Here is a 23,271-nt window from a genome sequence, read left to right on the forward strand (position 1 = left end):
ACCCAAACGGTTCAGGCCAAAGCCTGCTCGGGCGCCGGATCGGCGATCAACAGTTCGACATCTGACACGCCCAGCGCCACGGCCAACTGGCTTGGCGGGACCGTGTCGACGATCAACGTGTCCAAATCCGACAGTTCGCACACTTTGTGCAACTGCTTGTGATTGAACTTCTGGGCATCCAGCAGAAGATGGCGTTCCGCAGAACGGCCCAGCATCGCGCGTTTGACGGCGGCGATATCACCGATCGGCTCGCTGGGGCCATCCTCGGACAATCCCGACGCGCCTATCATGCAGCGATCGACATTGAACCGGCCCAGAAACTCCAGCGTTTCGTAACCAACGACGGCAGCCTCAGCGGTAAGATAAGCACCGGGGCAAACAATAACCTCGGTCGCGCTCCCGCCCAGTGTCACGGCCACCGGAATCGAATTCGTGATGACAGTGCAACGTATGTCGCGAAATGCCAATGAGCGCGCCAGTTGAGCGGTTGTCGAGCCCGAGTCGATCATGACCGTCTCACCTTCACGCACAAGGCCAGCGGCGGCGTTTCCGATCCGCTCGCGTTCGGCAACCCTGGCCGCATTGCGCTCGTCCAGACTGAGATAATGCCCTTGCACCGGCGCCGACGCGCCACCGTGCGCACGCGCAATCAGGCCGTCTTCGGCCAGCGCGTCAAAATCTCTGCGGACGGTCTCGGTGGATACGTCGAAACTGCGGGCCAGATCACTGATGCGCACGTGCGGGCGCAGCTTGAGCTCAAGCAGGATACGTTGGCGACGATCGGACTTTTTCAGCCGATCCCGCCCTTTCTTGCTGTGTTTCTGACGTGTTTTGGCCTTTGACATCTCATTGACCCGGCTAGACGATAATCAACTTTTGTGGCGTTTACCTCATTTTTGCAAATATTTTGTTGCATTGCCCTCAAACTGGTGATGAAGATCGTCGGACTCACCCCATTGTGGAAGGCAGAATGTTGGCCATGCAACGGCGCAGCGCAAACAAGGTATCGAACGCATGATCGTGCTTGCCACCCATCTGGCGGCCGGGGTCGCCCTGCTTTTGTGGTCTGTCCGGTTGATCCGGACCGGAGTGGAACGAGCGTTCCTGCCCGAGTTGAAACGCGGCCTGAAAATTCTGTCTGAAAATCGAGTGTCCGCTGCATTGGGCGGCGGTATGGCAGCGATGCTGATGCAAAGCTCGACTGCGGTTGCATTGATCGGAGCCGGGTTCGCGGTATCGGGCATGCTGGCCCCACCCTCGGCCCTTGCGCTGCTGCTGGGGGCGGAGGTGGGATCCGCCCTCATGGCAAAGGTGCTGACCTTGCCCGTCCAGGCGGTGATGCCATTCGCATTGCTGGTCGGCGTCGTGGTGTTTTTGAAGGCCGGACGACGGCGGACGAAACAAATCGGGCGCATCATCATCGGTTTTGCCCTGGTGCTGTTGTCGCTTGGAATGATCCGCGAAGCCACAGTGCCAATCGGGGCCAGCCCAATCGTTCAAAGCATTGCCGCATATTTTCAAAGTGACTTGATCAGCGCCTATGTGGTCGGCGCAATTCTGGCGTGGCTCATGCATTCCAGCCTTGCCGCGGTGCTGACCTTTGCCACATTCGCGGCGTCAGCACTGGTTGGCGGCACTGTGGCCGCCGCACTGGTCATCGGTGCCAATCTCGGTGGCGCCGTGATCTCATTCGCCCTGCTCTGGTCGCAGGAGCGCCCGGCCAAGTTGATCGTCCTTGCCAACCTGGTGGCTCGGGCCTGTGTCACTTTGGTGGCGCTGGCCCTGCTGCTGACCGGCGTACTGAACATATCCGCGTTCGGCACAGCGCCCGGTCAACAGGTGGTGATGCTGCACATTGCGATGAATGTCGCCCTTCTGGTCGTTGCGCTGCCATTCACCAACCTGCTGATCCGGTTGGCCGGCACGTTCGTTCCCCGCCACTCCAGCATCACCGCCGACAACGTGACGGCATTGGACCCCAGCGCACTGGACCACGTGCCTCTGGCGCTGGCCTGCGCACAGCGCGAACTGCTGCGCATGGCTGAAACGGTTCAGGCGATGCTGGTGCCGACCATTCACCTGTTCCGGAACTGGGACCCCGAACTTGCCCGCACCATCGAATTGCGGGAAAACGATGTCGACCGCATGCATTTTGATATCAAAATCTACGTCTCGCGCCTGCGGGAAGGCGATCTGACACCTCAGCAGGAGAAAAAGACACTCGAGCTGGTGTCGATGGCCAACAACCTTGAAGAGGCTGCCGACCGGATCGCGGTCAACCTTGTGGCGCTGGCGAAGAAAATGGCTGACGAGGGCATCACATTTTCCAAGGAAGGTCTGACCGACATTGAACAATTCCACGATCAGATCACAACGAACGGCCAGTTGGCTCTGAGCATTCTGACCACCGGCGACGCTGAGGCGGCCCGCCAATTGGTCGCCGAAAAGGATCGCATCCGGATCGAAGAGCAATACCTGCAGGAGCGCCACTTGAAGCGCCTGCAAAGTCGGGGTCCGGCCAGTATCGAGACAACCAATATCCACCAGGAGACACTGCGCCTATTGAAGCAAATCAACGCGGCGCTGGCCTTTGTCGCCTACCCGATCGCCGAAGAGACGGGAGATCTTCTGGAAAGCCGCCTGGCCAAACCGCGCATAATCTCGGACGCACCTTAGTCACGGCAATCTTCGGATTGTACTTTTAAAGACCGGCAGCCAAGGCTCCCGCCCTTCCGTGAGTACAAGGCTTTCTGGCTTCCTGAACCCGGCAGAATTGACAGTCGGCCCCACCCACATGCTATCGTCATATCAGAATGTTATGACATAAAACCGTTTCTTTGAATTCGAAGCTGTTGAATTGGGAGGTTCTCATGCTGCGACTCTACGTCTGTTCAATGCTGCTGACACTCGGCCCGGCAGGCGTTCTCGCCGACGCTGTGCCGACCAAGGAAGCCGCAGAGGGAACCTTTGCCGAGCGTCCGTTCTCGCCCTATGCCAACCGGACATTCCCAGAGCGCCCTCTTTGGGGGGACACGCACCTGCACACCGGGTTGTCACTGGACGCCGGAACGTTCGGGAACACGCTGCTGCCGGATGACGCCTGGCGATTTGCGAAAGGCCAACAGGTCATCTCGTCGACAGGACAGCCGGTTCGGCTTGCGCGCCCGCTGGATTGGATGGTTCTTACGGATCACACCGACCTGATGGGTTTTGCCCCGGACCTGCAGGCCGGAAAGCCGGGGGTCTTGGCACATCCCAAGGGTTTAGAATGGTACGAAGGATACTCTGCGGGCGGGGACGAAGCTGCCAAAGCGGCGTTCGACATCATTTCCAATTTCTCGCAGATGACCCTTCCGGAAGACCTGCTTGAATCATACAGCCCCGGAGCGGACGCCTTTGCGTTTACCTGGGAACATATCGTGATGGCCGCAGAACGGCACAACGACCCGGGCAATTTCACAGCGTTCATCGGTTTCGAATGGACCTCGGTGCCCAAAGGATTCAACCTGCATCGAAACGTCATGCTGCGCGATGGCCCGATCCGTGCGCTACAGATGGTGCCGCCGGTCACGCAGCCGCCCTACGGGAATACGGATCCGAAGGCACTTTACGTGTGGCTCGAGGAGTACCAGGCCAAGACCGGAGGCCGTGCCGTTGCCTTCGCGCATAACGGCAATCTGTCGAACGGCTGGATGTTCCCGACCGAAGACACCTATCACGGCGGCAAGGTGGATGAGGAATACGTACAGAACCGCGCCAAGTGGGAACCCCATTACGAGGTCACCCAGATCAAGGGTGACGGCGAAGCCCATCCTTATCTCAGCCCTGACGACCCATTTGCCGACTATGAAAACTGGGATGTCGGGAACCTCGATATCTCCGAGCTGAAAACCGATGACATGCTGGCCGGCGAATATGCGCGTGAGGCGCTGAAGCGCGGGCTGATGCTTGAAGAGAAATTCGGCGTGAACCCCTACAAGTTCGGGATGGGCGGCGCGACGGACAGCCATACGTCGCTGGCCACGGCCGAGGAAGACAACTATTTCGGCAAATCCGTAAGCGCCGAGCCCTCGGCTACGCGCGTTCTGCACCCGTTTGTCGAAAGCGATCTGGGCGCCTTTGAGGGGCATACGCTGGTCGCATCGGGCTATACCGCAGTCTGGGCGTCCGAGAATACGCGCTCGGCCATTTTCGACGCGTTCAAGCGACGCGAGACATACGCCACGACCGGGCCTCGCATCGGGCTTCGTTTCTTCGGCGGATGGGATTTCGATGAGTCCGACCTGCTGACGCGTCTGGTAGCCGATGTGGGATACACCAAAGGCGTGCCGATGGGCGGTGACCTGCGTCCGCCCGAGGGCGAAGGCGCACCGACTTTCCTGATCGGCGCACTGCGTGACCCCGTCGGCGCAAACCTTGATCGAGTTCAGGTCGTCAAGGGCTGGTTGGATGCAGACGGCGCGCTTCAGGAAAAGGTCTACAACGTAGCCTGGTCCGACGATCGTGCGCTGGATGCCAATGGCAACCTTCCCGAAGTCGGCAATACCGTCGATCTGGACACCGCCAGCTGGAGCAACTCGATCGGCGCATCGGAATTGGTGACCGTTTGGACGGATCCCGACTTCGATCCCGACGCGCGGGCATTCTACTACGTGCGGGTTCTGGAAATCCCGACCCCGCGATGGGTGCTGTACGACAAGCTTCGTTTTGGAATCGATTTGCCGGCCGAGGCCCAGTTGATCCATCAGGAACGGGCGTATTCGTCACCGATCTGGTACACGCCTGCCAGCGAATGAACCAAGACCGAAACCGGGGGCGCGGGATCGCGCCCTTGGGCCGGGGTCGTTGCAGCAACATCTTCACCCCAAATTGAAATCGGCGATTTGACATGACGGGCCGTTGGGATCAACGATCGGGTATCGAATTGCCAGCAGGTCAGATCTTTCATGCGCTTTTACAAAGAACCGCTGTTCCACTTCATTCTGATCGGGCTGGCCATTTTCGGCTGGTTCTATCTTGTATCCGACGAGACCGAGCCCCCAGTAGAAGCCGAAACGATCACAATTGACAGCGACGACATCGCGCTTTTGAAAACACGGTTCGAGGCCAGCTGGAAACGCCAACCCACCGACGCCGAGTTGCAGGCGCTGATCGATTCCTGGACCCGCGAAGAAATTCTTGTGCGCGAGGCCCGAAAGCTGGGTTTGGACCGTGGTGATCAGGTGATCCGGGCCCGCCTTGCCCGAAAAATGGAGTTTCTGACTACCGCAATTGCGTCCTCGGTCGCCCCCGAGGAGGCTGTTTTAGAAGAGCATCTGGCCCAGAACGCAGACCGCTTCACGACCCCTACCCTGATCGCGTTTGATCAGATCTATCTGGGTGATGCCCCAGACCCGGACGTCGTCGACGATACTCTGCAGGCGCTGAACGGTGGCGCGGATTGGTCCAGCCTTGGCGTTTCGTCCTTGCTGGCGCGGTCGATGCCACTGACAGCCGCGGGTGCAATCGACACAACCTTTGGTCGCGGGTTTGCGTCACAGCTTGACGGGAGCGAGCCGATGATTTGGATCGGTCCGATCAACTCGGGATACGGGCAACATCTTGTCCGCGTGACCGAAGCAAAGCCCGGTTATCTTCCGCCGCTCGCCGAGATCTACGACTCCGTTCTGAACGATTGGCGCAGGGCGACGGCTCAGGACCTGGCGCAGGCTCAATACGAAAGCCTCGCCGCCCGGTACCGGGTCGAGACACCCGAATCCGCAGAGGGCGGCTCGTGAAGACGCTCTTCTTTGTTCTGCTGGCTTTCTGGCTGGGCATGGTTCCGCAATTCGGTCGAGCACACGCGCTTGACCCCGGCTATCTGGACCTGAACGAACTGGCGCCGGGCACCTGGAGAATCCTTTGGCGTATTCCCGACGTGAACGGACAACCCATGGAGATCGATGCGGTTCTGCCCGACCATTGCGCGCCGGCAAATGGCCCGGAGCCAACAGCGGAAAACCAGGCTTGGGTGTCTTCTTGGATTGCAGAATGTGAGGCCGAAATCGCGGGCCATGTTGTGGCCATAGACGGGTTGGAGCGTCAGCAGAACGATGTCTTGCTACGCGTTCGACCGCTGAATGCTGAACCCGTGACGCTCAGATTTACGCCTGATGAGGCCGAATTGACGGTCCCTGCGGAGCCTACGATCTGGTCGGTTTTTGGCAGCTACTTCCTGCTTGGTTTCGAACACATTCTGGGAGGCTGGGACCACCTGTTGTTCGTCTTTGCGCTTTTTGTTCTGGTGCGGAACCCATGGCGGTTGGTCGGTGCGATCACCGCCTTCACAGTCGCGCATTCGCTGACGCTGGCAATGGCGACGCTTGGGTTTCTCAACGTGCCCGCCGGCCCCGTCGAAGCCGTCATTGCATTGTCCATCGTATTCCTTGCTTTGGAAATCCTGAGGCACAAAGAGGGCGAACTGCGGTTATCCGAGCAATACCCGTGGATCGTTTGCTTCAGTTTCGGCCTTCTGCACGGGCTCGGCTTTGCCGGTGCTCTGGCTGAAATCGGCCTGCCCTCGCAAGAGATCCCCGCAGCACTGCTGGCTTTCAACATCGGCGTCGAGGCTGGTCAGCTTGCCTTTATCGCAGTGCTCGCACTTCTGATTGCGATGTGGCGCCTTATCGCGCCACGGAACGCCGATTGGGTGACCCACTTGGCCACCCCGGTGACAGGCTATGCCATCGGGTGCATATCGCTCTATTGGCTGATCGAGCGGGTCAACGGGTTCTGAGCGCCTAAGCGGTCAATTCACAGATCTTTGCATTCCGGCACGGCGGTCAGAACCGATCCGTCCTTGAGATGCTGCAACAGATTGTCCACCGTCAGATCACCCATGGCGGCACGCGTTTCGACAGTAGCACTGCCCGCATGCGGCAACAGAACCACGTTTGGCAACTCGCGCAACGCCTGTGAAACGCGGGGCTCGTCCTCGAAAACATCCAGCCCTGCCCAGCCAAGCTCACCGCTTTGCAGCGCCTCAATCAGAGCCGCCTCGTCAACAACGGATCCTCGGCTGACATTGATCAGCGTGCCCCCGGCCCCCAACGCCCGCATCACTTCGGCATTGACCAGCTTGTTGGTCGACGGCCCGCCCGGTGTTATGCAAATCAGCATATCCACGTGTTTGGCCATGTCGACCAGATTGTCGAAATACCGGTATGGCACATCCTTGGGACTGCGGGTGTGATAGGAGATTTCGGGCGACCACGGCGTCAGTTTGTCAGCAATCGCCTGGCCGATACGGCCAAGGCCCAGAATTCCAACCTTTTGATTGTCGGCTGATCGGGTCAAAGGGGCATTGCCTTCTGTTTCCCATCGTCCCGATCGGACGTATTCATGGTCGCGCACAAGTTCTCGGTAGCAGGCCAGCATAAGCAGAACGGCGGTGGTTGCGACCTCGTTGTTCAGCACATTCGGGGTGTGCGTTACGACAACTTCACGGGCTGCAGCAGCCGTTGCATCGACTGCATCATATCCCACCCCATAGACGCTGATCATCTTCAGATTTGTCAGTTGGGCCATCAGGTCGGGCGGCACGCCGTCATGTCCGTTCGTGACCACATGTGTGATGCGCGCGGCATCAAAATCGTCCAACTGGCGAATATCAAATGCAGTGGACAGCCGATCTTTCATCCGGTCGGTAATCCCGCCGATCTGCAACAGCTCAGTCATCCTGACTGACCTTCTGCCGCTGCGTGCCCAGCCCGTCGATCCTCAGTTCCATCACGTCGCCCTTCTTCAAATAGACCGGATCGGGCTTGATACCCATGCCGACCCCGGGCGGTGTGCCCGTCGAAATCACGTCACCGGGATGAAGGGTAAACAACTGGCTCAGATGCTCGATGATCTCGGCAACGGTAAAGATCATGGTGGCCGTGTTTCCGGTCTGCATCCGCTGACCGTTCACATCCAGGGACATGCCCAGCGCCTGAGGATCGGGAACCTCATCGCGGGTGACCAACCACGGACCGGTCGGACCGAACGTGTCGCAGGACTTCCCCTTGGTCCATTGTCCGGTCAGTTGCGTCTGGAAATGCCGCTCGGACACATCATTGACGATGCAATAACCGGCGACATAGTCCAAAGCATCAGCCTTGGAGACGTATTTCGCCGTTTTGCCGATCACCACACCCAACTCGCATTCCCAATCGGTATGGGTGGACCCGCGCGGCATTACAACGTCATCATAAGGCCCCACGATGGCGGAGTTTGCCTTGAAGAACAGGATCGGATGCTTGGGAATATCCGCGCCCGTTTCGGCAGCATGGTCCGAGTAGTTCAGTCCGATGCAAAGAAACTTGCCGATCTTGCCCACGCAAGCTCCGATCCGCGGATCCCCTTCAACAATCGGCAGGCTTTCGGGATCAATTGCGCGCAGCCTGTCCAGCACGGCGTCGCCCAGCGTTTCACCGGTGATATCGGTGACATGGGCGGACAAATCCCGCAATTGACCCTCAGAGTCGACCAACGCAGGCTTTTCCGACCCTGCGGCTCCGTAGCGAACAAGTTTCATTTCGGTTCCTTTTAGTGATTGTCCCGCGGCAGGAATTGCCGCGCGATGTCCCTGAATTTGTCGGCGCCCTTCAGCGTCATGCCGCGATCCAGACGATCGACCTTCTCGCGGAAGATCTCCTGCCAGGGTGACTGGTCGGACGGGACCGAATAGCCACCTGCAGCTTCCAGTTCGCGGGCGCGTTCATGCAGCTCCTCCAGCGGAACAAGCATATCCGCCGTCCCTTTGCCCAGATCGATGCGCAACCGGTCGCCATTTCGCACCAGCGCCAGCCCGCCGCCTTCGGCCGCCTCGGGCGAGGCGTTCAGGATCGACGGGCTTCCGGACGTGCCGGACTGGCGCCCATCACCGATGCAGGGCAGCGCCTCGACCCCTTGTTTCAACAGGTATGAGGGCGGCCGCATGTTCACCACCTCGGCCGCGCCCGGGTAACCCTTGGGTCCGGCCCCGCGCATGATCAGGATACAGTCTGCATCGATGTTTTCTGCCGGATCATCGATGCGGTGATGAAAGTCCTCAGGCCCGTCAAAAACGACCGCCCGGCCCTCGAATGCATTGGGGTCATCCGGGTTCGACAGGTAGGCCTCGCGGAAAGCGGACGAGATCACCGATGTCTTCATGATCGCGCTTTCGAACAGGTTGCCCGAGAGGTTGATGAACCCGGCCTGATGCTTGACCGGATTTCTCACCGGCTTGATCACGTCGTCGTTCAGCGACCGGCGTGTCCCGCAGTTCTCGCCCATCGACTGGCCGTTGACCGTCAGCGCATCGGGGTTGGGCAGCAATCCGGCATCAATCAACTCACCGACCACGGCAGGGACACCGCCGGCGCGCTGGTAATCTTCTCCAAGGTATTTTCCGGCCGGCTGCATGTTGACCAGCAGCGGTACGTCGTGACCCAGGCTTTGCCAGTCATCGTTGTTGAGTGGAACGCCAAGATGCCGGGCGATCGCATTCAAATGGATCGGCGCGTTCGTCGATCCACCGATCGCCGAGTTGATGACGATCGCATTTTCAAATGCCGCCCGCGTCATGACATCGCTTGGGCGCAGATCCTCCCACACCATCTCGACGATGCGCTTTCCGGTTTCATAGCTGATCTGTCCGCGTTCCCGGTATGGGGCCGGTATCGCGGCGGACCCGGGCAGTTGCATTCCCAAGGCTTCGGCCAGGGAATTCATCGTGGTCGCCGTTCCCATCGTGTTGCAATAGCCAACAGAAGGCGCCGAAGCCGCTGCGATTTCCATGAACTCATCAGTGTCGATCTCACCGGCAGCAAGGTCTTCCCGAGCCTTCCAGATCACGGTTCCCGACCCCGCGCGTTCACCCTTCCACCAGCCGTTCAGCATAGGGCCGACCGACAGAGCGATTGCGGGGATATTGACGGTGGCGGCCGCCATCAACAGCGCCGGCGTGGTCTTGTCGCAACCGATGTTTAGCACCACGCCGTCGATCGGGTAACCAAACAAGCTCTCGACCAGCGAAAGATAGGCCAGATTGCGATCCAGCGAGGCAGTGGGCCGCTTACCCGTTTCCTGAATCGGGTGCACCGGAATTTCGATGCACGTGCCACCGGCCGCGATGATCCCGTCACGCACACGTTTGGACAATTCCAGGTGGTGGCGGTTGCACGGGCTGAGATCGCTACCCGTTTGCGCAATGCCGATGATTGGCTTGCCGGACTGAAGCTCGGCGCGCGTCAGGCCGTAGTTGAGATACCGTTCCAGATACAGCGCGGTCATCTCGAGGTTCTCCGAGTTCATGAACCATTTCCGCGACCGCAGATCGTCCTTTGTTATCTTCGTCATTGGCCTGACCACCCCCCATCGATTATGTGTGTATGTCCTGTGGTGAAAGCACTCTCATCGCTTGCCAGGTAGACGACCAGTGCCGCTATTTCTTCCGCCTTGGCGACGCGGCCCATGGGTTGGCGAGCCACGAACTGCGCCATGGCCTCTTCCCTGCTGCCCAGCTCTTGGGCCAAGGCCTCGACCCGATCGCGCCAACTGGGGCTGTCGACCGTTCCGGGGCAAATGCAGTTGCAACGAATGCCCTTTGTGATGAAATCAACAGCAACCGATTTCGTCAGCCCGACGACCGCTGCTTTAGTCACACCATAGACAAAGCGGTTGGGCGCGCCGATGATCGACCCCAGAGCGGAAGACATGTTGATGATCGAGCCGCCGCCCCGTTCGACCATCCCCGGCAGCACAGCCTTCGTTGTGCGCATCATGGACCGCACGTTGAGGTCCATCGCAAAATCCCACTCCTCGTCGGTGGCGTCCAGGATGGTCCCGTGATGCACGAAGCCCGCACAGTTGAACAACACGTCCGGATTTGCCCGCTCAACCCCCTGAGAGACGCTGGCGTCATCGGTGACGTTCATCTCGAAAATTTCGATATTTTCGAGATTCTCGGACCGAATCGAAGAAAGGTTTTCGAGGTTGACATCCGTCGCAAACACCTGCGCCCCTTCGCGCGCCATTGCGATTGCGCTGGCACGCCCAATACCCTGTCCGGCGGCCGTCACAAGGACGCGCTTCCCCACAAGTCTTTCTGACATATGTAAAATTTACCTTTCACTACTTGCGATCAAACACCACGACCCCGGGCCCGAGTGCGACCGGGCAGCACCAAAAAATTCTGCGTGGAAACGCAACAGGCTTTGGCGCAGGAACTTGATGCCGTTAGCGTATGACAGAGATTTTGGTTTGGCTATAACCATGCGTGGTGCGGCCCGAAGGAGGATAAGCAAGTATGAGCGAACAGCGCAAAGTGACCCTTTTGGGCACCGGCCTAATGGGGGCGCCGATGGCACGAAACCTGCTTGCGGCAGGCTTTCCCGTGACCGTTTGGAACCGCAGCGCCGAAAAGGCACGACCATTGGCGGACCAAGGTGCCACGGTTGCGGACACCCCGGCCCACGCGGTTGCCCAAGCCGATGTGATCGTGACCATGCTGGCCGACGGATACGCAACCGGCGCGCTGCTGGAAGACCCTTCCTTTTACGACCAGCTGAAACCTGGTGCCGTCTGGATCGACATGTCCAGCGCCAAGCCTGAACATGCCCGCGCGCAGTCGGCCCAACTCGAAACCCTCGGCCTGCGGCATCTGGATGCCCCGGTCTCCGGTGGCACCAAGGGGGCCGAGGCGGGCTCGCTGGCGATCATGGTGGGGGGCGACGAGAAGGTCATGCAGGAGGTACTGCCAGTCCTTTCCGCCATGGGGCGCCCCGTGCATGTCGGCCCCAGCGGCGCCGGTCAATTGTGCAAACTGGCCAATCAGACAATCGTTGCCGTCACGATTTCCGCCGTTGCCGAGGCAACCCTGCTGGCCGAACAAGGTGGCGCAGACCCGGCTGCTTTGCGCGCCGCGCTGCGCGGTGGGTTTGCCGACAGCGTGATCCTGCAACAGCACGGAGAACGCATGTCCAACCGGGATTTCGTTCCCGGCGGGCTCTCGAAGTTTCAGCTGAAGGATCTGGACAACACCTTGGATGAGGCACGCGGTCTCGGCCTGGAACTGCCCAATACGCAAGCCGTACGCGACCGGTTCGAATACCTGATAAACGAAATGGATGGGGCCGAGCTGGATCACTCTGCGCTCTACCTCGAGCTCAGAAAACGGAATGGCATGTCGTGACGCATATCCTCATCATCGGCGGCGGTGGAATGCTGGGTCAGAAACTGGCGCATCACATTTCGGCCGAGCAGACCTTTGGCCCGGACGCCCGTGTATCATTGTTCGACCTTTCATTTCCGGTCGAGGGTGCACCCGGCGAAATTACCGTTGGCGACATCGCGGCCCCGAACTCGGCCAAGCTTCTGGCCGCTCAGCGCCCTGACGTGATCTTTCATCTGGCCGCGATTGTCTCGGGTCAGGCAGAAGCTGACTTTGACCTCGGTTGGGACGTCAACTTGATGACGACCTGGGCACTGTTGAACGCATTAAAGGACGAGCATAACGCCACCAGCGGCGCCTACCGCCCGCGGCTGGTCTTCGCTTCGTCCATAGCCGTCTTTGGCGCCCCTTTCCCCGCAAGGATCGACGATGAATTCCTGTGCGCCCCTCTGACCAGCTACGGGGCGCAGAAGGCTGCGTCCGAGTTGATGATTTCCGACTTCAGTCGAAAAGGATACATCGACGGCATCTCCCTGCGTCTGCCGACGCTGTGCGTGCGTCCTGGCAAGGCAAATGCCGCCGCTTCCTCCTTCTTTTCGGGTATCATACGAGAGCCCCTGAACGGGCTCGAGGCGGTTCTGCCGGTCGACGACACCGTTCGCCACTGGCACGCCAGCCCTCGGGCAGCGGCACGATTTCTGACCCGCGCGGCCGATCTTGATACTAAGCGGCTGAACGACCGGCGCGCCCTGAACATGCCAGGCATCAGTTGTACGGTCGCCGAACAGATCGAAGCTTTGCGGACCATCGCCGGTCAAGACGCGGTCAACCTGATCAAGCATGTTCCCGACCCGGACATAGAGCGCATTGTCAAAGGCTGGCCACGCGACTTTCAAACCGATCGCGCGCTTGAGCTGGACTTCCGCGCAGAGTCGAGCTTTGAAGACATCATCCGCGTTTATCTTGAGGATGACTTCCGCGCTTAGTCGCCCATCGTCTTGCCTGTCAGATGGCGCTTGAGGTGGTCATGAATCTTCTGCTTGGTCAGTTGCTCATCGCCGGACAATGCGGCCTCGAGGATGTCGGCGTGATGCCGGATGTTCTCTGAGATGAACTCGAACCGCCGGTCCGCCACCATCAGCTGCTGCCGGAATTGCGCGTAAATTCGGCCGTGCATCTGCTTCAACGTTTCCGATCCGCAGGCCGAGATCAGCGTTTGATGGAATTCCTTTTCCGAGGCAAACCAGATCTCGATCAGCTCGCTGGGGTCGTCGGTGGCATGAATGCGCTTTTCGATATGGCTCAGCTTGTGATGCGCCGCGGTCAGCCTGGCTTCCCAATCCACCCCGCCGTTGCGGATCGACATTGCGGTGCCCTCTCCCTCCAGCAAAACGCGGATGTGGGTCAGCTCGATCAGTCTTTGCGGCGAACGCTTCGGGACGCGAAAGCCCTTCTGCTCCTGAAAGTCCACCAACCCCACAGATGACAAACGAAAAAGAACTTCGCGAACCGTGCTGGCCGAGCACCCATAGTCCTTGCGCAACTCTTCGGCCCGAACCTTGGCACCATGCTCGAATCCGTTCGAGATCAGACGCATTTTAAGGTGCTGATAAATATCTACTTCTTCATTCATTCCGGTTTGCACCTTTCAGGTCTGGCTTCTTAGTGTCCTAGTCGTATTTTCGATTTATTGCAAGAATCTCGAAATTTTTCGAAATTTCATATTTTTCTTGTTGCATTCGATTCGACCGCTTAACGTCTAGCAGCGTGTCGACAAGGGAGGCGGCAAGATCTCCTACCCGGCGCACTGCTCAACGTCTGGGAGGACAATATGAAAATAGTCAAGACAGCGGCTGTTGCGGCCGTAGCAACGACGATGGCGGCCGGTTTCGCGGTGGCTGAAACGACCAAGCTGAGAATTCAAACCCATTTCTCGCCCGAGACGCTGTCCGGGCAGATGGCGGCAAAATACGTCGAAGACATCCAGGAAATGTCGAACGGCGAGATCGAAGTCGAGATGTTCTACTCGTCCTCGGTGGTCAAATCGGTCGAAACCTTCGATGCCGCGGCAACGGGCATCCTCGACTGCGACATGACCGGCGGCGGCTATCAGACCGGTAAGAACCCTGCCTTCCAATTCGCGGGCGATCTGCTGGGCGGTTACCAGAACCCCTATCAGCAAATGGCATGGCTGCTGCACGGTGGCGGCAGAGATGCCGTCAATGACCTGTACAACGGCTACGACATGGAATTCATCGGCTGGTGGATCCCAGGACCGGAATCTCTGGCCTCGACCAAGCCGATCGCCAAGGTCGATGACTTCAAAGACTGGAAATTCCGTTCGCCCCCGGGCCTGGCCACCAAGGTCTTTGCCGAACTGGGCGCATCGCCGATCGTTATGGACTTTAACGAAATCTTCACCGCTCTGGAAACCGGCATCATCGACGGCGCGGATGCTGCGAACCTGACCAACAACGTGGGTCTGGGTCTGTACGAAATCGCCGGTCACACGAACTATCCTGGCTTCCACTCGATGCCCGCAGACCACCTGGCCTGCCGCAAGGACGTTTGGGACGCGATGCCTGCACATCACAAAAAGATCATGGAAGTCGCGATGGACAGCCTGGCGCTGCACAATGCGACGATCAACGAAGTGCAGAACGCTCAGACCGCCAAGGACCTGAAGGCCAAAGGCGTTCAGCTGTATGAATGGTCGCCGGAAGATCTGGCCGCCTACCGCGCAGCCGTTCAGGTCGGGTGGACCGAGTTCGCCACGACCCCAGAGGCCAAGGCGCTGTTGGAAAGCCACATCAACTTCCTGCGCGATCTGGGCGCAATGCAATAATCGGGCTTCGGCCACTCAACGACAATCGGAAAGGCCGTGCTGACGGCCTCTCCGAATGTGCCCGGGACCCTGCATTTCATGAAAATCACCAAGATCACCAGCCATGTACTGCAGTACGAGATGCCCGAAGTCCTGGGGTATTCGCAGCAGTATTATGACAAGCGCACAACCCATCTGGTCGAGGTTCAAACCGACGAGGGCGTGACCGGCTGGGGAGAGTGTTTTGGCCCCGGCAACGTAGCAAGAGCCAACAAATCCATCGTTGAACAGGTCATTCAGCCGATGGTTCTGGGGCTGGACCCTTTGGACAAGGACGTGATCTGGCACAAGGTGTACAACCTTCTGCGAGATCATGGGCAAGGCGGAATGCCGATACAGGCGCTGTCCGGCGTGGACATCGCCCTGTGGGACATCGTCGGCAAGGTGGCCGGTTTGCCGCTGCACAAACTCATTGGCGGCGCACATCGGACAAGCGTTCCCTGCTACGGCTACGGAATGATGCTGCGGGATGAGCCGATTGCCGACCTTGCCGCCCGGTTCGAGGACGAAGCCGTAACGATCAAGGACATAGGGTTTGTCGCCACCAAGATGAAAACCGGGTTCGGACCCAAACCGGACGTACAGCTCTGCGAGGCGGTGCGTCGCAGGGTTGGCGAAGACTTCCCCTTCATGGTCGACGCGAATCATGCCTACACGACCTCGGACGCGTTTTATGTGGGCCGTGCCTTGGAAGAGCTTGGCGCCTATTGGTTTGAAGAACCGGTGGCCCCTGAGGATCTTGACGGCTATCGCGAACTGCGCGCGGGGCTGAAGATCAATATCTCCGGCGGCGAGGCTGTCTTCAATCGCTGGGCGTGGCGCGCGCTTCTCGAAAACCGCAGTGTCGATATCGCTCAGCCCGAAGTATGCGCGTTGGGCGGAATCTCGGAGTATCTGCGGGTACTTGCGCTGTGCCACGCGCATTTCACCCCGGTCGTCAATCACGTCTGGGGAAGTGCGGTTGCTGTGGCCACCAACCTGCATCTGCTGGCGTCAATGCCGGCAATGCCGGGCGGGCTGCACCCGTGGGAACCGATGTTGGAATTCGACACCACGGACAACAAATTCCGCGACGATCTGCTGACCGTTCCGCTGGAGATTCAGAAACAAGTCAAGGCCAACAACGGCCGCGTGACGATCCCGACCGGCCCCGGATTGGGCGTCGAGCCGGACCTGGAATTTATCGATCACCACCGGATCGACGGATAAGGACGAGGGCTACGTGATGCAAAAAAACTCAGGCGGAATACTGGAGTGGCTCATCCCGCTCGCCTTCGTCGCAACGGCCAGTTGGCTCGTCTGGCATTTGCCGGCCTTCCTGTTGGACTGGCTGCCGTACACGTCCGAATCTCTGAAAAGCCAGGTAACGGAAATCTATCTGCGCAGCGACGTGACGCCCGAAATGGCCGGGGTTTTCGGCGGATTTGTCGACATTGTCGATATCGGCGCGCTGATACTGCTGCCGATCCTTGCGGTGATCGGAACCAAGACCGTCCAGCCGGCCGCGATGGAATACGAGGGCACGACTGCGATGGACCGCTTCGCCCTGTTCATCGGTCGGGTCACGATGATGATGATCGCCATCATGACGGTGGTGATGCTGTACGAAGTCTTCATGCGCTATATCCTCGAGAAGCCGACTGAGTGGGCCAACGAGATGACCCTGTGGTTCGCCAGCTTCGTGTTCCTGATGTCCGGCTACTATGCCATGCAGCAACGCAGCCATATCCGGATCTTTCTGCTGTATGATGCGGTTCCTCGCTGGTTGCAGCGCGTGTTCGACACGATCTCGACCATCCTGATCGTGATGTTCGCGTTCTTTCTGGTCTACGGCAGCTATCAGCAGGTCTTCGTCAACAAACTCTATAAATGGGAGCTTTACGGCTCGGCCTTCAACCCGCCGATCCCGGCGACGTTGCAACCCATGGTCCTGATCGTGATCACTCTGGTCGCCATGCAGGCCGTTCTGAACCTGATCGCGGATTGGAACAAAGAACCGGAAATCCACACGGATGAACCGGACGAAGACGAAATTGAAATGATCAAACGAGCGGTGGGACAAGACTGATGGATATTGGAACGATCTCACTCATCCTGATGGTCGCCCTGATCGTGCTTCTGGCGATCGGGATGCCCCTGGGTCTGGCCTCGGCCTCGCTTGCGGTTCTGGTTCTTGTTCTGAAGTTCGAGCCGACACTTCTTTTGAACCCGTTTTCATTCGGCGATGGCATTCTGACCGGACGCCCGGGGACTGGGCCACTCTATATTCTGGCGCAGAAGATATATGGGCTCTTAACGGACTACGTGCTCATATCCGTGCCATTGTTCATCTTCATGGCATCGCTGCTGGAGCGATCCGGGATCGCGCGCGACATGTATTCGTCGCTGAATGTCTGGCTGTCCAGAACGCGCGGCGGCATCGCCATCGTGACCTCGATCATGGCGGTGATCATGGCGGCCATGTCCGGCATCATCGGTGGTGAGGTTGTCCTGCTGGGTCTGATCGCCCTGCCCCAGATGCTGCGCCTCGGCTACGATCAGAACCTCGCGATCGGCGTCATCTGCGCCTCGGGGTCGCTGGGGACCATGATCCCGCCCTCGATCGTTCTGATCATCTATGGGCTGATCACCGAAACCTCGATCAAGTCGCTGTTCACCGCGTCCTTCATCCCGGGTTTCATGCTGGCCTCGATGATCATCCTGTACATTATCATCCGCACGCAGTTGAATCCTCACCACGCGCCGCTTCCGGAACCGGACCCGAATGACCCCGAACCGGCTGAAAAGCGCAAACTGTTTGCCGCCTTCATGAGCATCGTCGTCGCCGGATTTTCCACCGTTCTGTTTATCCGGGCCGCGTTTTTCGAGCTTTCCGGCTCGAACGCTGCCAGCCAGGGCGAGCCCGCACGGCTGGGTACCGCTGACTACCTGCCCTGGTTTGCTGGCATCACCATCGTCGCCCTTCTGCTGATCTTCTTTGTCTTTGGGAGACAGCGCGCAAAAATCGGCTGGGAAATGGGCAAAGGCCTCGTCGCGCCGCTGGTCGTCATCGGCGTGGTTCTTGGCTCGATCTATGGCGGGATCACCGGCATCACCGAGGCTGCAGGCATGGGCGCCTTCGCCGTTCTGATCATCGCCATCCTACGCGGCGAAGGATCCTTCGAGCTGGTTTGGGACAGCCTGATGCGGACGCTTAAATCCACAGGCACCATCATCTGGGTCACCATCGGGGCCGCCGCGCTGGCGGGTGCCTACACCATTGCTGGCGGACCCCAATACGTGGCCGATCTGATCGTCGGGCAGGACCTGCCGACGATGCTGGTCATTCTGGTGATGATGCTGATCCTGCTGTTCATGGGCGCATTCATGGATTGGGTCGGCATCGTGCTTTTGATCATCCCGGTCTTTCTGCCTATCGTCCTGCGCCTTCCCATCGAGGAAATCGGACTCATCGGCCAGTTGCAGCCCAGCCATGTCGCGATCTGGTTTGGCGTCGTGTTCTGTATGAACATGCAGGTCAGCTTCCTGTCGCCCCCGTTCGGCCCGGCGGCGTTCTACCTGAAATCCGTGGCCCCGCCGCATATCAGCCTGACGGATATCTTCCGCGGCTTCCTGCCATTCATCGGGATCCAGCTGCTGGCGCTTTCCGTTCTTCTGATCTGGCCGGGCATCATCGCGTTGCTGTTGTGAGGTTGCACCCATGCTGACACAAGATCAGATTGGCAAGTTCCAGACGGACGGATACCTCGTGGTCCAGGATGTAATTCCCGGCGATGTCCTGAATCGGGTACAGGCCGAATACTCGGGTGTCCTGAACCGGCTCTATGACGGTTGGTACGAAAAAGGGCTGGTCAAGGACGAGCCGTCAGGAATGACTTTCTGGGATAAACTTCTGTCCGCCTATCAAGCCGGTTGCGACTATTTCCAGCCGCTGGACATCTCGCTGCCCGGCGACCGGATCATGGCTGACACACCTTTCCATATTGGGCCCGCCGTGTTCGACCTACTGACGGCCCAACCCATGCTGGACATCGTCGAGCAGTTGATCGGGCCAGAGTTGGTGAGCAATCCGATCCAGCACGTTCGGCTGAAGCCCCCTGCCCTCAAGCTGTCCAAGGATGAGGTGCGCGCGCATATCACCGCAACGGACTGGCATCAGGACCGGGCAGTTGCGTTGGAGGATGCGGACCAGACCGACATGGTCACGGTCTGGATTGCCGTCAACGATGCAACGGTCGAAAACGGCTGCCTGCAAGTGCTGCCTAAGGCAAAGGGCCAATCCATCCTGCCGCATTGCGCGCGGACGCAGACAGGCATTGCCGACGGATTCATTGACGAAGAGCGAGCCGTGCCCTTGCCCGTCAAGGCAGGCGGGGTCATCCTGTTTCATCCTCTGACGCCACATGCGTCGTTGGTCAACGAAACGGACCGGTTCCGCTGGTCGTTCGACATCCGCTTCAGTGCGGCAGGCCAGCCCACCGGTCGAGACCATTTCCCCAGCTTCATCGCAAGGTCCAGATCGCGCCCCGAAACCGAGCTGCGGGATTGGCGTGTCTGCAAATCCAATTGGGAGGCGGCGCGATCAAGGCTGTCCGGACAGCCGCATATAGATATTCACCGGTGGACATCGGACTCGCCGTTCTGCGCCTAGCTGCAGCCGCCAGGAAAGCTGATTATGACTTTTGTACGTTTAGATCGAACGGATAGTGTGGTGGTTGCAACTCGGCTGCTGGAGGCCGGCAGCGTGGTTGAAGGCGTCACGACCAATGCGCGCATCCCATCGGGCCACAAGGTCGCCACGGCGACCCTTGCACCCGGCGATCCGGTCAGAAAATACGCCCAGATCATTGGTTACGCCACCCAACCGATCCACCCCGGCGATCATGTACACACCCATAATGTCGAGTTCCGAAACACCAGCGTGGACTATGAGTTTGCGACGGATCACAGGCCTATGAGACCCGCCACCTCGGTCGATACGTTCATGGGCTACCATCGGGACAGCGGTCGGGTCGGCACGCGCAATTACATTGCGGTTCTGACCACCGTGAACTGTTCTGCTACGGCGGCCCGCATGATCGCTAACCACTTCACGCCGGACAAGCTTGCCGCGTATCCGAATGTCGACGGCGTGGTGGCCTTTGTCCACGGAACGGGCTGCGGAATGGCAGATTCCGGCGACGGTTTCGAAGCTCTTCAACGGGTCATGTGGGGGTTTGCAAAACATCCCAACCACGCTGCCGTTCTGATGGTCGGTCTGGGCTGCGAAATGAACCAGATCGACTGGCTGCTGGACGCATATGGGTTGAAGCAGAGTCCAACCTTCCAGACGATGAACATCCAAAACGTTGCCGGGTTGCGTCGGACCGTGGAAATGGGCATCAGCAAGATCAACCAGATGCTGCCCATTGCCAATGAGGCAAAGCGCAGAGAAGCCCCGGCGTCTGAACTGATGGTTGCGCTGCAATGTGGTGGATCGGACGCTTGGTCCGGTGTGACGGCGAACCCGGCGCTCGGGCATGCCTGCGACCTGTTGGTCGCTCAAGATGGCACGGGTGTCCTTGCGGAGACGCCCGAAATCTACGGAGCCGAACACCTTTTGACCCGCCGTGCCCTTGACCGCGCAACTGGGGAAAAACTGATCGGCCTCATAGATTGGTGGCAAGACTATACCGCCCGCAATCACGGTTCGATGGACAACAACCCCAGCCCCGGCAACAAGCAAGGGGGGCTGACGACCATCCTTGAGAAATCGTTGGGGGCAGCGGCGAAGGGCGGAACCACCCCTTTGACCGGTGTGTTCAAATACGCCGAACCTATCACTGCCAAGGGCTTCACCTTCATGGACAGCCCCGGATATGACCCTGCCTCGGTGACCGGGCAGATCGCGGCCGGGTGCAACCTTGTGTGCTTCACTACAGGGCGCGGTTCGGCCTTTGGGTCCAAACCGGCGCCGACGCTAAAAATCGCCACCAATTCTGAATTGGCGGCGCGCATGTCCGAAGACATGGACGTGGACGCGGGCGACATCCTGACCAAAGGCGTCAGCGTCGAAGAAAAAGGACAGGAGATATACCGACGGCTGCTCCAAGTCGCCTCGGGCGCGCGAACCAAGTCCGAGGCGCAGGGCTTGGGCGACTACGAATTCGTTCCTTGGCAAATCGGAGCGGTGATGTGAAACGGATCCTTGTAGCCGGCGGCGGATTGATCGGTATTCGCCACGTCCGCGCCGTCATTGAACATCCCGGCTGCACGTTGGTCGGGTTGGCTGATCCGGATGGCTCGATCCAGATCGACGCGCCGCGTATTGCTAGTATGGACGAGGTGCAGGACACAGTAGATGGCGTCATCATTGCAACGCCGACCCGCCTGCATGCCGAACATGGCATTCTGGCCGCATCACGCGGTTGGCACATGCTGATCGAAAAGCCGGTTGCCGCGTCGGTCGATGATGCACTGCGCCTAAAGACGGCCGTTCGCCAAGCCAAGGTCAGCAGCCTGGTGGGCCACCATCGGCGGTATCACACAACCTTGCAGCACCTGAAGGAGGTGATCGCGCAAGGTACGATCGGACAAGTCATCAACGTCTCGTTGCTGTGGGCCATGCGTAAACCTGACAGCTATTTTGAACAGAACTGGCGGACTTCCGATGGCAGCCCGGTGATGATCAATCTGGTGCACGACATCGATGTCCTGCGCTTTGTGATCGGAGAAATCTCGGATGTCGTCGCCCTGCCCGGCGCGCCGATCCGCGGATCGGATCGGATCGAAAGCGGCGCTGTCGCGATCGCATTCGAAAACGGCGCGACGGGTACCATCAGCTTTGCCGACACCGCGCCCAGCCCTTGGGGGTTTGAAGCCGGAACCGGAGAAAACCCGAACATCGGCACGACCCATCAGGACATGATGTGGATCACGGGAACCAGGGGCGCCGTCAGTTTTCCATCCATGACCCTGTGGCGCGGACAGGATTGGGGCACTGCGGCGCAAAAAGACCAACTTCCAAGACCGGACCAGAAACGCACACCGCTGGAGGCGCAACTGGATCACTTCCTTGACGTGATCAATGGCGCCCCACCTTTGATCGACGTCGAGGATGCAGCCCGAACGCTCGAAGTCACATCACGCATCGAACAGGAGCTGAAGGCGCGAACGGCCCGAGCGCGGGCGCCGGCCTGACGGAGACGCGGCAGGTCAAAATATCGGACCATTCAAAAGACCAATGACTATTCCCCGGGCAATATGAGCAATCAGACTGCAAATCCGCCCGCGACAGACACAAGAATGAAAACCAGACATATTCACAGAAAGGGAAACCAATGAGCAAACCATCAATCGGGTTTATCGGCCTGGGACTTATGGGCGGAGCCATGGTGAGCCGGCTGTTGGACCAAGGATACTCGGTCACGGTGTTGGGAAACCGCGACCGCACACATCTGGACGCCGCGATTGACCGGGGCGCCCGCGAATCGCAAAACGCCCGGGAACTGGCTCAGGCCAGCGACATCGTGATGCTGTGCATGGGAACGTCCGAACAGGTCGAGGGCCGTATGCGCGGTGCTGATGGAGTGATCGCGGGACTGAAGCCCGGGGCGATCGTCATCGACTTTGGCACCTCGCTTCCGGGCAGTACACGCGCCCTGGCCGAGGAGGTTGCCGCAGCCGGCGGAAGCTATCTCGACGCGCCACTTGGTCGGACGCCGTCGCATGCACTGGAAGGCAAGCTCAACATCATGACGTCCGGCGACAAGGCTGCCTTCGACAAGGCCGAGCCGACACTGAAGGATCTGGGCGAAAACGTATTTTACCTGGGCCCTGTCGGATCGGGACATACGATCAAGCTGATCAACAACTTCTTCGGCATGACAGTCGCGAACGCGATGGCCGAAGCCTTTGCCATGGCTGACATCACCGGCGTTGACCGCAAGCAGCTGTATGACGTTATGGCCGCGGGGCCGCTGCATTCCGGAATGATGGATTTCGTCAAAGCCTACGGTGTCGAGAATGATCCAAACCAGCTGGCTTTTGCCATCAAGAACGCGGCAAAAGACCTTGGGTATTATGATCGAATGGCGCGTGAGGCCGGCGTTACCAGCGTGATGTCGCAGGGCGCGCTTTCCGCGCTGAACGACGCGCGCGACCACGGTCAGGCGGATGACATGGTCAGCCAGATGGTTGACTACTACGTCAAACGTTTCAACACCTGATC

The 23,271-nt window shown here is 59.2% G+C and carries 19 protein-coding genes and 1 pseudogene; 14 read left to right on the top strand and 6 right to left on the bottom strand.

Features of this window, described 5'->3' with window-relative positions:
* Positions 1-11: 11 nt before the first annotated feature.
* Positions 12-845 carry a DeoR/GlpR family DNA-binding transcription regulator gene (locus tag ACR0FC_RS06880; protein WP_170339196.1) on the bottom strand — a complete coding sequence of 278 codons (834 nt, stop codon included), beginning with the start codon at positions 843-845 and terminating at the stop codon, positions 12-14.
* A 169-nt stretch (positions 846-1,014) separates the two neighbouring features.
* Between ACR0FC_RS06880 and ACR0FC_RS06885 the strand changes: the two genes are divergently transcribed.
* The 4 genes from ACR0FC_RS06885 to ACR0FC_RS06900 all read left to right on the top strand — a co-directional run bounded on the left by ACR0FC_RS06885 (position 1,015) and on the right by ACR0FC_RS06900 (position 6,775).
* Entirely contained in the window at positions 1,015-2,676 is a 1,662-nt protein-coding gene (locus tag ACR0FC_RS06885; protein WP_170339198.1) for a Na/Pi cotransporter family protein, read from the top strand.
* Positions 2,677-2,870: 194 nt separating this feature from the next.
* Entirely contained in the window at positions 2,871-4,796 is a 1,926-nt protein-coding gene (locus ACR0FC_RS06890; protein WP_254437760.1) for a DUF3604 domain-containing protein, read from the top strand.
* Between the two features lie 150 nt (positions 4,797-4,946).
* A complete protein-coding gene (locus ACR0FC_RS06895) occupies positions 4,947-5,777 on the top strand; it encodes a peptidyl-prolyl cis-trans isomerase (protein WP_170339199.1) in 831 nt (276 codons plus the stop codon).
* Positions 5,774-6,775, top strand: a complete 1,002-nt coding sequence (locus ACR0FC_RS06900) for a HupE/UreJ family protein (protein ID WP_367646641.1) — start codon at positions 5,774-5,776, stop codon at positions 6,773-6,775. Before ACR0FC_RS06895 ends, ACR0FC_RS06900 begins: the two co-directional genes overlap by 4 nt.
* Positions 6,776-6,792: 17 nt before the next feature.
* On the opposite strand, the gene ACR0FC_RS06905 is transcribed toward ACR0FC_RS06900, so the two are convergent.
* From ACR0FC_RS06905 to ACR0FC_RS06920, 4 genes are read right to left on the bottom strand one after another with little or no spacing between them, the layout of a single operon-like run.
* Complete coding sequence (locus ACR0FC_RS06905) at positions 6,793-7,716, bottom strand: 2-hydroxyacid dehydrogenase (RefSeq protein WP_170339202.1); 924 nt, start codon at positions 7,714-7,716, stop codon at positions 6,793-6,795.
* Entirely contained in the window at positions 7,709-8,557 is an 849-nt protein-coding gene (locus tag ACR0FC_RS06910; RefSeq protein ID WP_170339203.1) for a fumarylacetoacetate hydrolase family protein, read from the bottom strand. Before ACR0FC_RS06910 ends, ACR0FC_RS06905 begins: the two co-directional genes overlap by 8 nt.
* Positions 8,558-8,568: 11 nt before the next feature.
* Positions 8,569-10,365, bottom strand: a complete 1,797-nt coding sequence (locus ACR0FC_RS06915; RefSeq protein ID WP_170339205.1) for an IlvD/Edd family dehydratase — start codon at positions 10,363-10,365, stop codon at positions 8,569-8,571.
* Positions 10,362-11,120 (bottom strand): SDR family oxidoreductase, encoded by a 759-nt coding sequence (locus ACR0FC_RS06920; protein ID WP_170339206.1) that lies wholly within the window; start codon positions 11,118-11,120, stop codon positions 10,362-10,364. The genes ACR0FC_RS06915 and ACR0FC_RS06920 overlap by 4 nt, the downstream gene beginning before the upstream one ends.
* Positions 11,121-11,314: 194 nt before the next feature.
* Here ACR0FC_RS06920 and ACR0FC_RS06925 point away from each other — a divergent pair, with 194 nt between their 5' ends.
* Together ACR0FC_RS06925 and denD are read left to right on the top strand one after the other, a co-directional pair.
* Positions 11,315-12,199: an NAD(P)-dependent oxidoreductase gene (locus ACR0FC_RS06925; protein ID WP_170339208.1), complete on the top strand. Its 885-nt coding sequence runs from the start codon at positions 11,315-11,317 to the stop codon at positions 12,197-12,199.
* Positions 12,196-13,164 (top strand): D-erythronate dehydrogenase, encoded by a 969-nt coding sequence (denD, locus tag ACR0FC_RS06930; protein WP_170339210.1) that lies wholly within the window; start codon positions 12,196-12,198, stop codon positions 13,162-13,164. The genes ACR0FC_RS06925 and denD overlap by 4 nt, the downstream gene beginning before the upstream one ends.
* Here denD and ACR0FC_RS06935 read toward each other — a convergent pair.
* Positions 13,161-13,811, bottom strand: a complete 651-nt coding sequence (locus tag ACR0FC_RS06935) for a GntR family transcriptional regulator (RefSeq protein WP_170339212.1) — start codon at positions 13,809-13,811, stop codon at positions 13,161-13,163. The two genes, denD and ACR0FC_RS06935, sit on opposite strands and share 4 nt — an antisense overlap.
* A gap of 198 nt (positions 13,812-14,009) precedes the next feature.
* Between ACR0FC_RS06935 and ACR0FC_RS06940 the strand changes: the two genes are divergently transcribed.
* From ACR0FC_RS06940 to ACR0FC_RS06975, 8 genes and pseudogenes are all read left to right on the top strand, one after another.
* Positions 14,010-15,023: a TRAP transporter substrate-binding protein gene (locus tag ACR0FC_RS06940; protein WP_093961716.1), complete on the top strand. Its 1,014-nt coding sequence runs from the start codon at positions 14,010-14,012 to the stop codon at positions 15,021-15,023.
* A 78-nt stretch (positions 15,024-15,101) separates the two neighbouring features.
* Positions 15,102-16,271, top strand: a complete 1,170-nt coding sequence (locus tag ACR0FC_RS06945) for a mandelate racemase/muconate lactonizing enzyme family protein (RefSeq protein WP_170339214.1) — start codon at positions 15,102-15,104, stop codon at positions 16,269-16,271.
* A gap of 16 nt (positions 16,272-16,287) precedes the next feature.
* Positions 16,288-17,130, top strand: a complete 843-nt coding sequence (locus ACR0FC_RS06950) for a TRAP transporter small permease subunit (RefSeq protein ID WP_254432860.1) — start codon at positions 16,288-16,290, stop codon at positions 17,128-17,130.
* Entirely contained in the window at positions 17,130-18,752 is a 1,623-nt protein-coding gene (locus tag ACR0FC_RS06955; RefSeq protein ID WP_170339216.1) for a TRAP transporter large permease, read from the top strand. Before ACR0FC_RS06950 ends, ACR0FC_RS06955 begins: the two co-directional genes overlap by 1 nt.
* Positions 18,753-18,762: 10 nt before the next feature.
* Positions 18,763-19,713, top strand: coding sequence for a phytanoyl-CoA dioxygenase family protein (locus tag ACR0FC_RS06960; protein WP_170339219.1), 951 nt, complete (start codon positions 18,763-18,765; stop codon positions 19,711-19,713).
* Positions 19,714-19,737: 24 nt separating this feature from the next.
* Entirely contained in the window at positions 19,738-21,240 is a 1,503-nt protein-coding gene (locus ACR0FC_RS06965; RefSeq protein WP_170339221.1) for a UxaA family hydrolase, read from the top strand.
* The gene (locus ACR0FC_RS06970) at positions 21,237-22,241 is read left to right on the top strand and encodes a Gfo/Idh/MocA family protein (RefSeq protein ID WP_170339224.1); all 1,005 of its coding nucleotides are present in this window, start codon (positions 21,237-21,239) and stop codon (positions 22,239-22,241) included. Before ACR0FC_RS06965 ends, ACR0FC_RS06970 begins: the two co-directional genes overlap by 4 nt.
* Before the next feature lie 125 nt (positions 22,242-22,366).
* Positions 22,367-23,269, top strand: a pseudogene (locus ACR0FC_RS06975) (NAD(P)-dependent oxidoreductase); the annotation flags it as partial.
* Between the last annotated feature and the right edge of the window lie 2 nt (positions 23,270-23,271).

Source organism: Ruegeria sp. BB9, from assembly GCF_056539345.1.

What these genes read in the sequence shown, in the direction of transcription:
- ACR0FC_RS06935 (WP_170339212.1), bottom strand. Translation starts at nt 13,811, where the DNA reads ATGAATGAAGAAGTAGATATTTATCAGCACCTTAAAATGCGTCTGATC.
- ACR0FC_RS06960 (WP_170339219.1), top strand. Translation starts at nt 18,763, where the DNA reads ATGCTGACACAAGATCAGATTGGCAAGTTCCAGACGGACGGATACCTC.
- ACR0FC_RS06915 (WP_170339205.1), bottom strand. Translation starts at nt 10,365, where the DNA reads ATGACGAAGATAACAAAGGACGATCTGCGGTCGCGGAAATGGTTCATG.
- ACR0FC_RS06910 (WP_170339203.1), bottom strand. Translation starts at nt 8,557, where the DNA reads ATGAAACTTGTTCGCTACGGAGCCGCAGGGTCGGAAAAGCCTGCGTTG.
- ACR0FC_RS06965 (WP_170339221.1), top strand. Translation starts at nt 19,738, where the DNA reads ATGACTTTTGTACGTTTAGATCGAACGGATAGTGTGGTGGTTGCAACT.
- ACR0FC_RS06895 (WP_170339199.1), top strand. Translation starts at nt 4,947, where the DNA reads ATGCGCTTTTACAAAGAACCGCTGTTCCACTTCATTCTGATCGGGCTG.
- ACR0FC_RS06945 (WP_170339214.1), top strand. Translation starts at nt 15,102, where the DNA reads ATGAAAATCACCAAGATCACCAGCCATGTACTGCAGTACGAGATGCCC.
- ACR0FC_RS06890 (WP_254437760.1), top strand. Translation starts at nt 2,871, where the DNA reads ATGCTGCGACTCTACGTCTGTTCAATGCTGCTGACACTCGGCCCGGCA.
- ACR0FC_RS06955 (WP_170339216.1), top strand. Translation starts at nt 17,130, where the DNA reads ATGGATATTGGAACGATCTCACTCATCCTGATGGTCGCCCTGATCGTG.
- ACR0FC_RS06950 (WP_254432860.1), top strand. Translation starts at nt 16,288, where the DNA reads ATGCAAAAAAACTCAGGCGGAATACTGGAGTGGCTCATCCCGCTCGCC.
- ACR0FC_RS06880 (WP_170339196.1), bottom strand. Translation starts at nt 845, where the DNA reads ATGTCAAAGGCCAAAACACGTCAGAAACACAGCAAGAAAGGGCGGGAT.
- ACR0FC_RS06920 (WP_170339206.1), bottom strand. Translation starts at nt 11,120, where the DNA reads ATGTCAGAAAGACTTGTGGGGAAGCGCGTCCTTGTGACGGCCGCCGGA.
- ACR0FC_RS06925 (WP_170339208.1), top strand. Translation starts at nt 11,315, where the DNA reads ATGAGCGAACAGCGCAAAGTGACCCTTTTGGGCACCGGCCTAATGGGG.
- ACR0FC_RS06940 (WP_093961716.1), top strand. Translation starts at nt 14,010, where the DNA reads ATGAAAATAGTCAAGACAGCGGCTGTTGCGGCCGTAGCAACGACGATG.
- ACR0FC_RS06885 (WP_170339198.1), top strand. Translation starts at nt 1,015, where the DNA reads ATGATCGTGCTTGCCACCCATCTGGCGGCCGGGGTCGCCCTGCTTTTG.
- ACR0FC_RS06905 (WP_170339202.1), bottom strand. Translation starts at nt 7,716, where the DNA reads ATGACTGAGCTGTTGCAGATCGGCGGGATTACCGACCGGATGAAAGAT.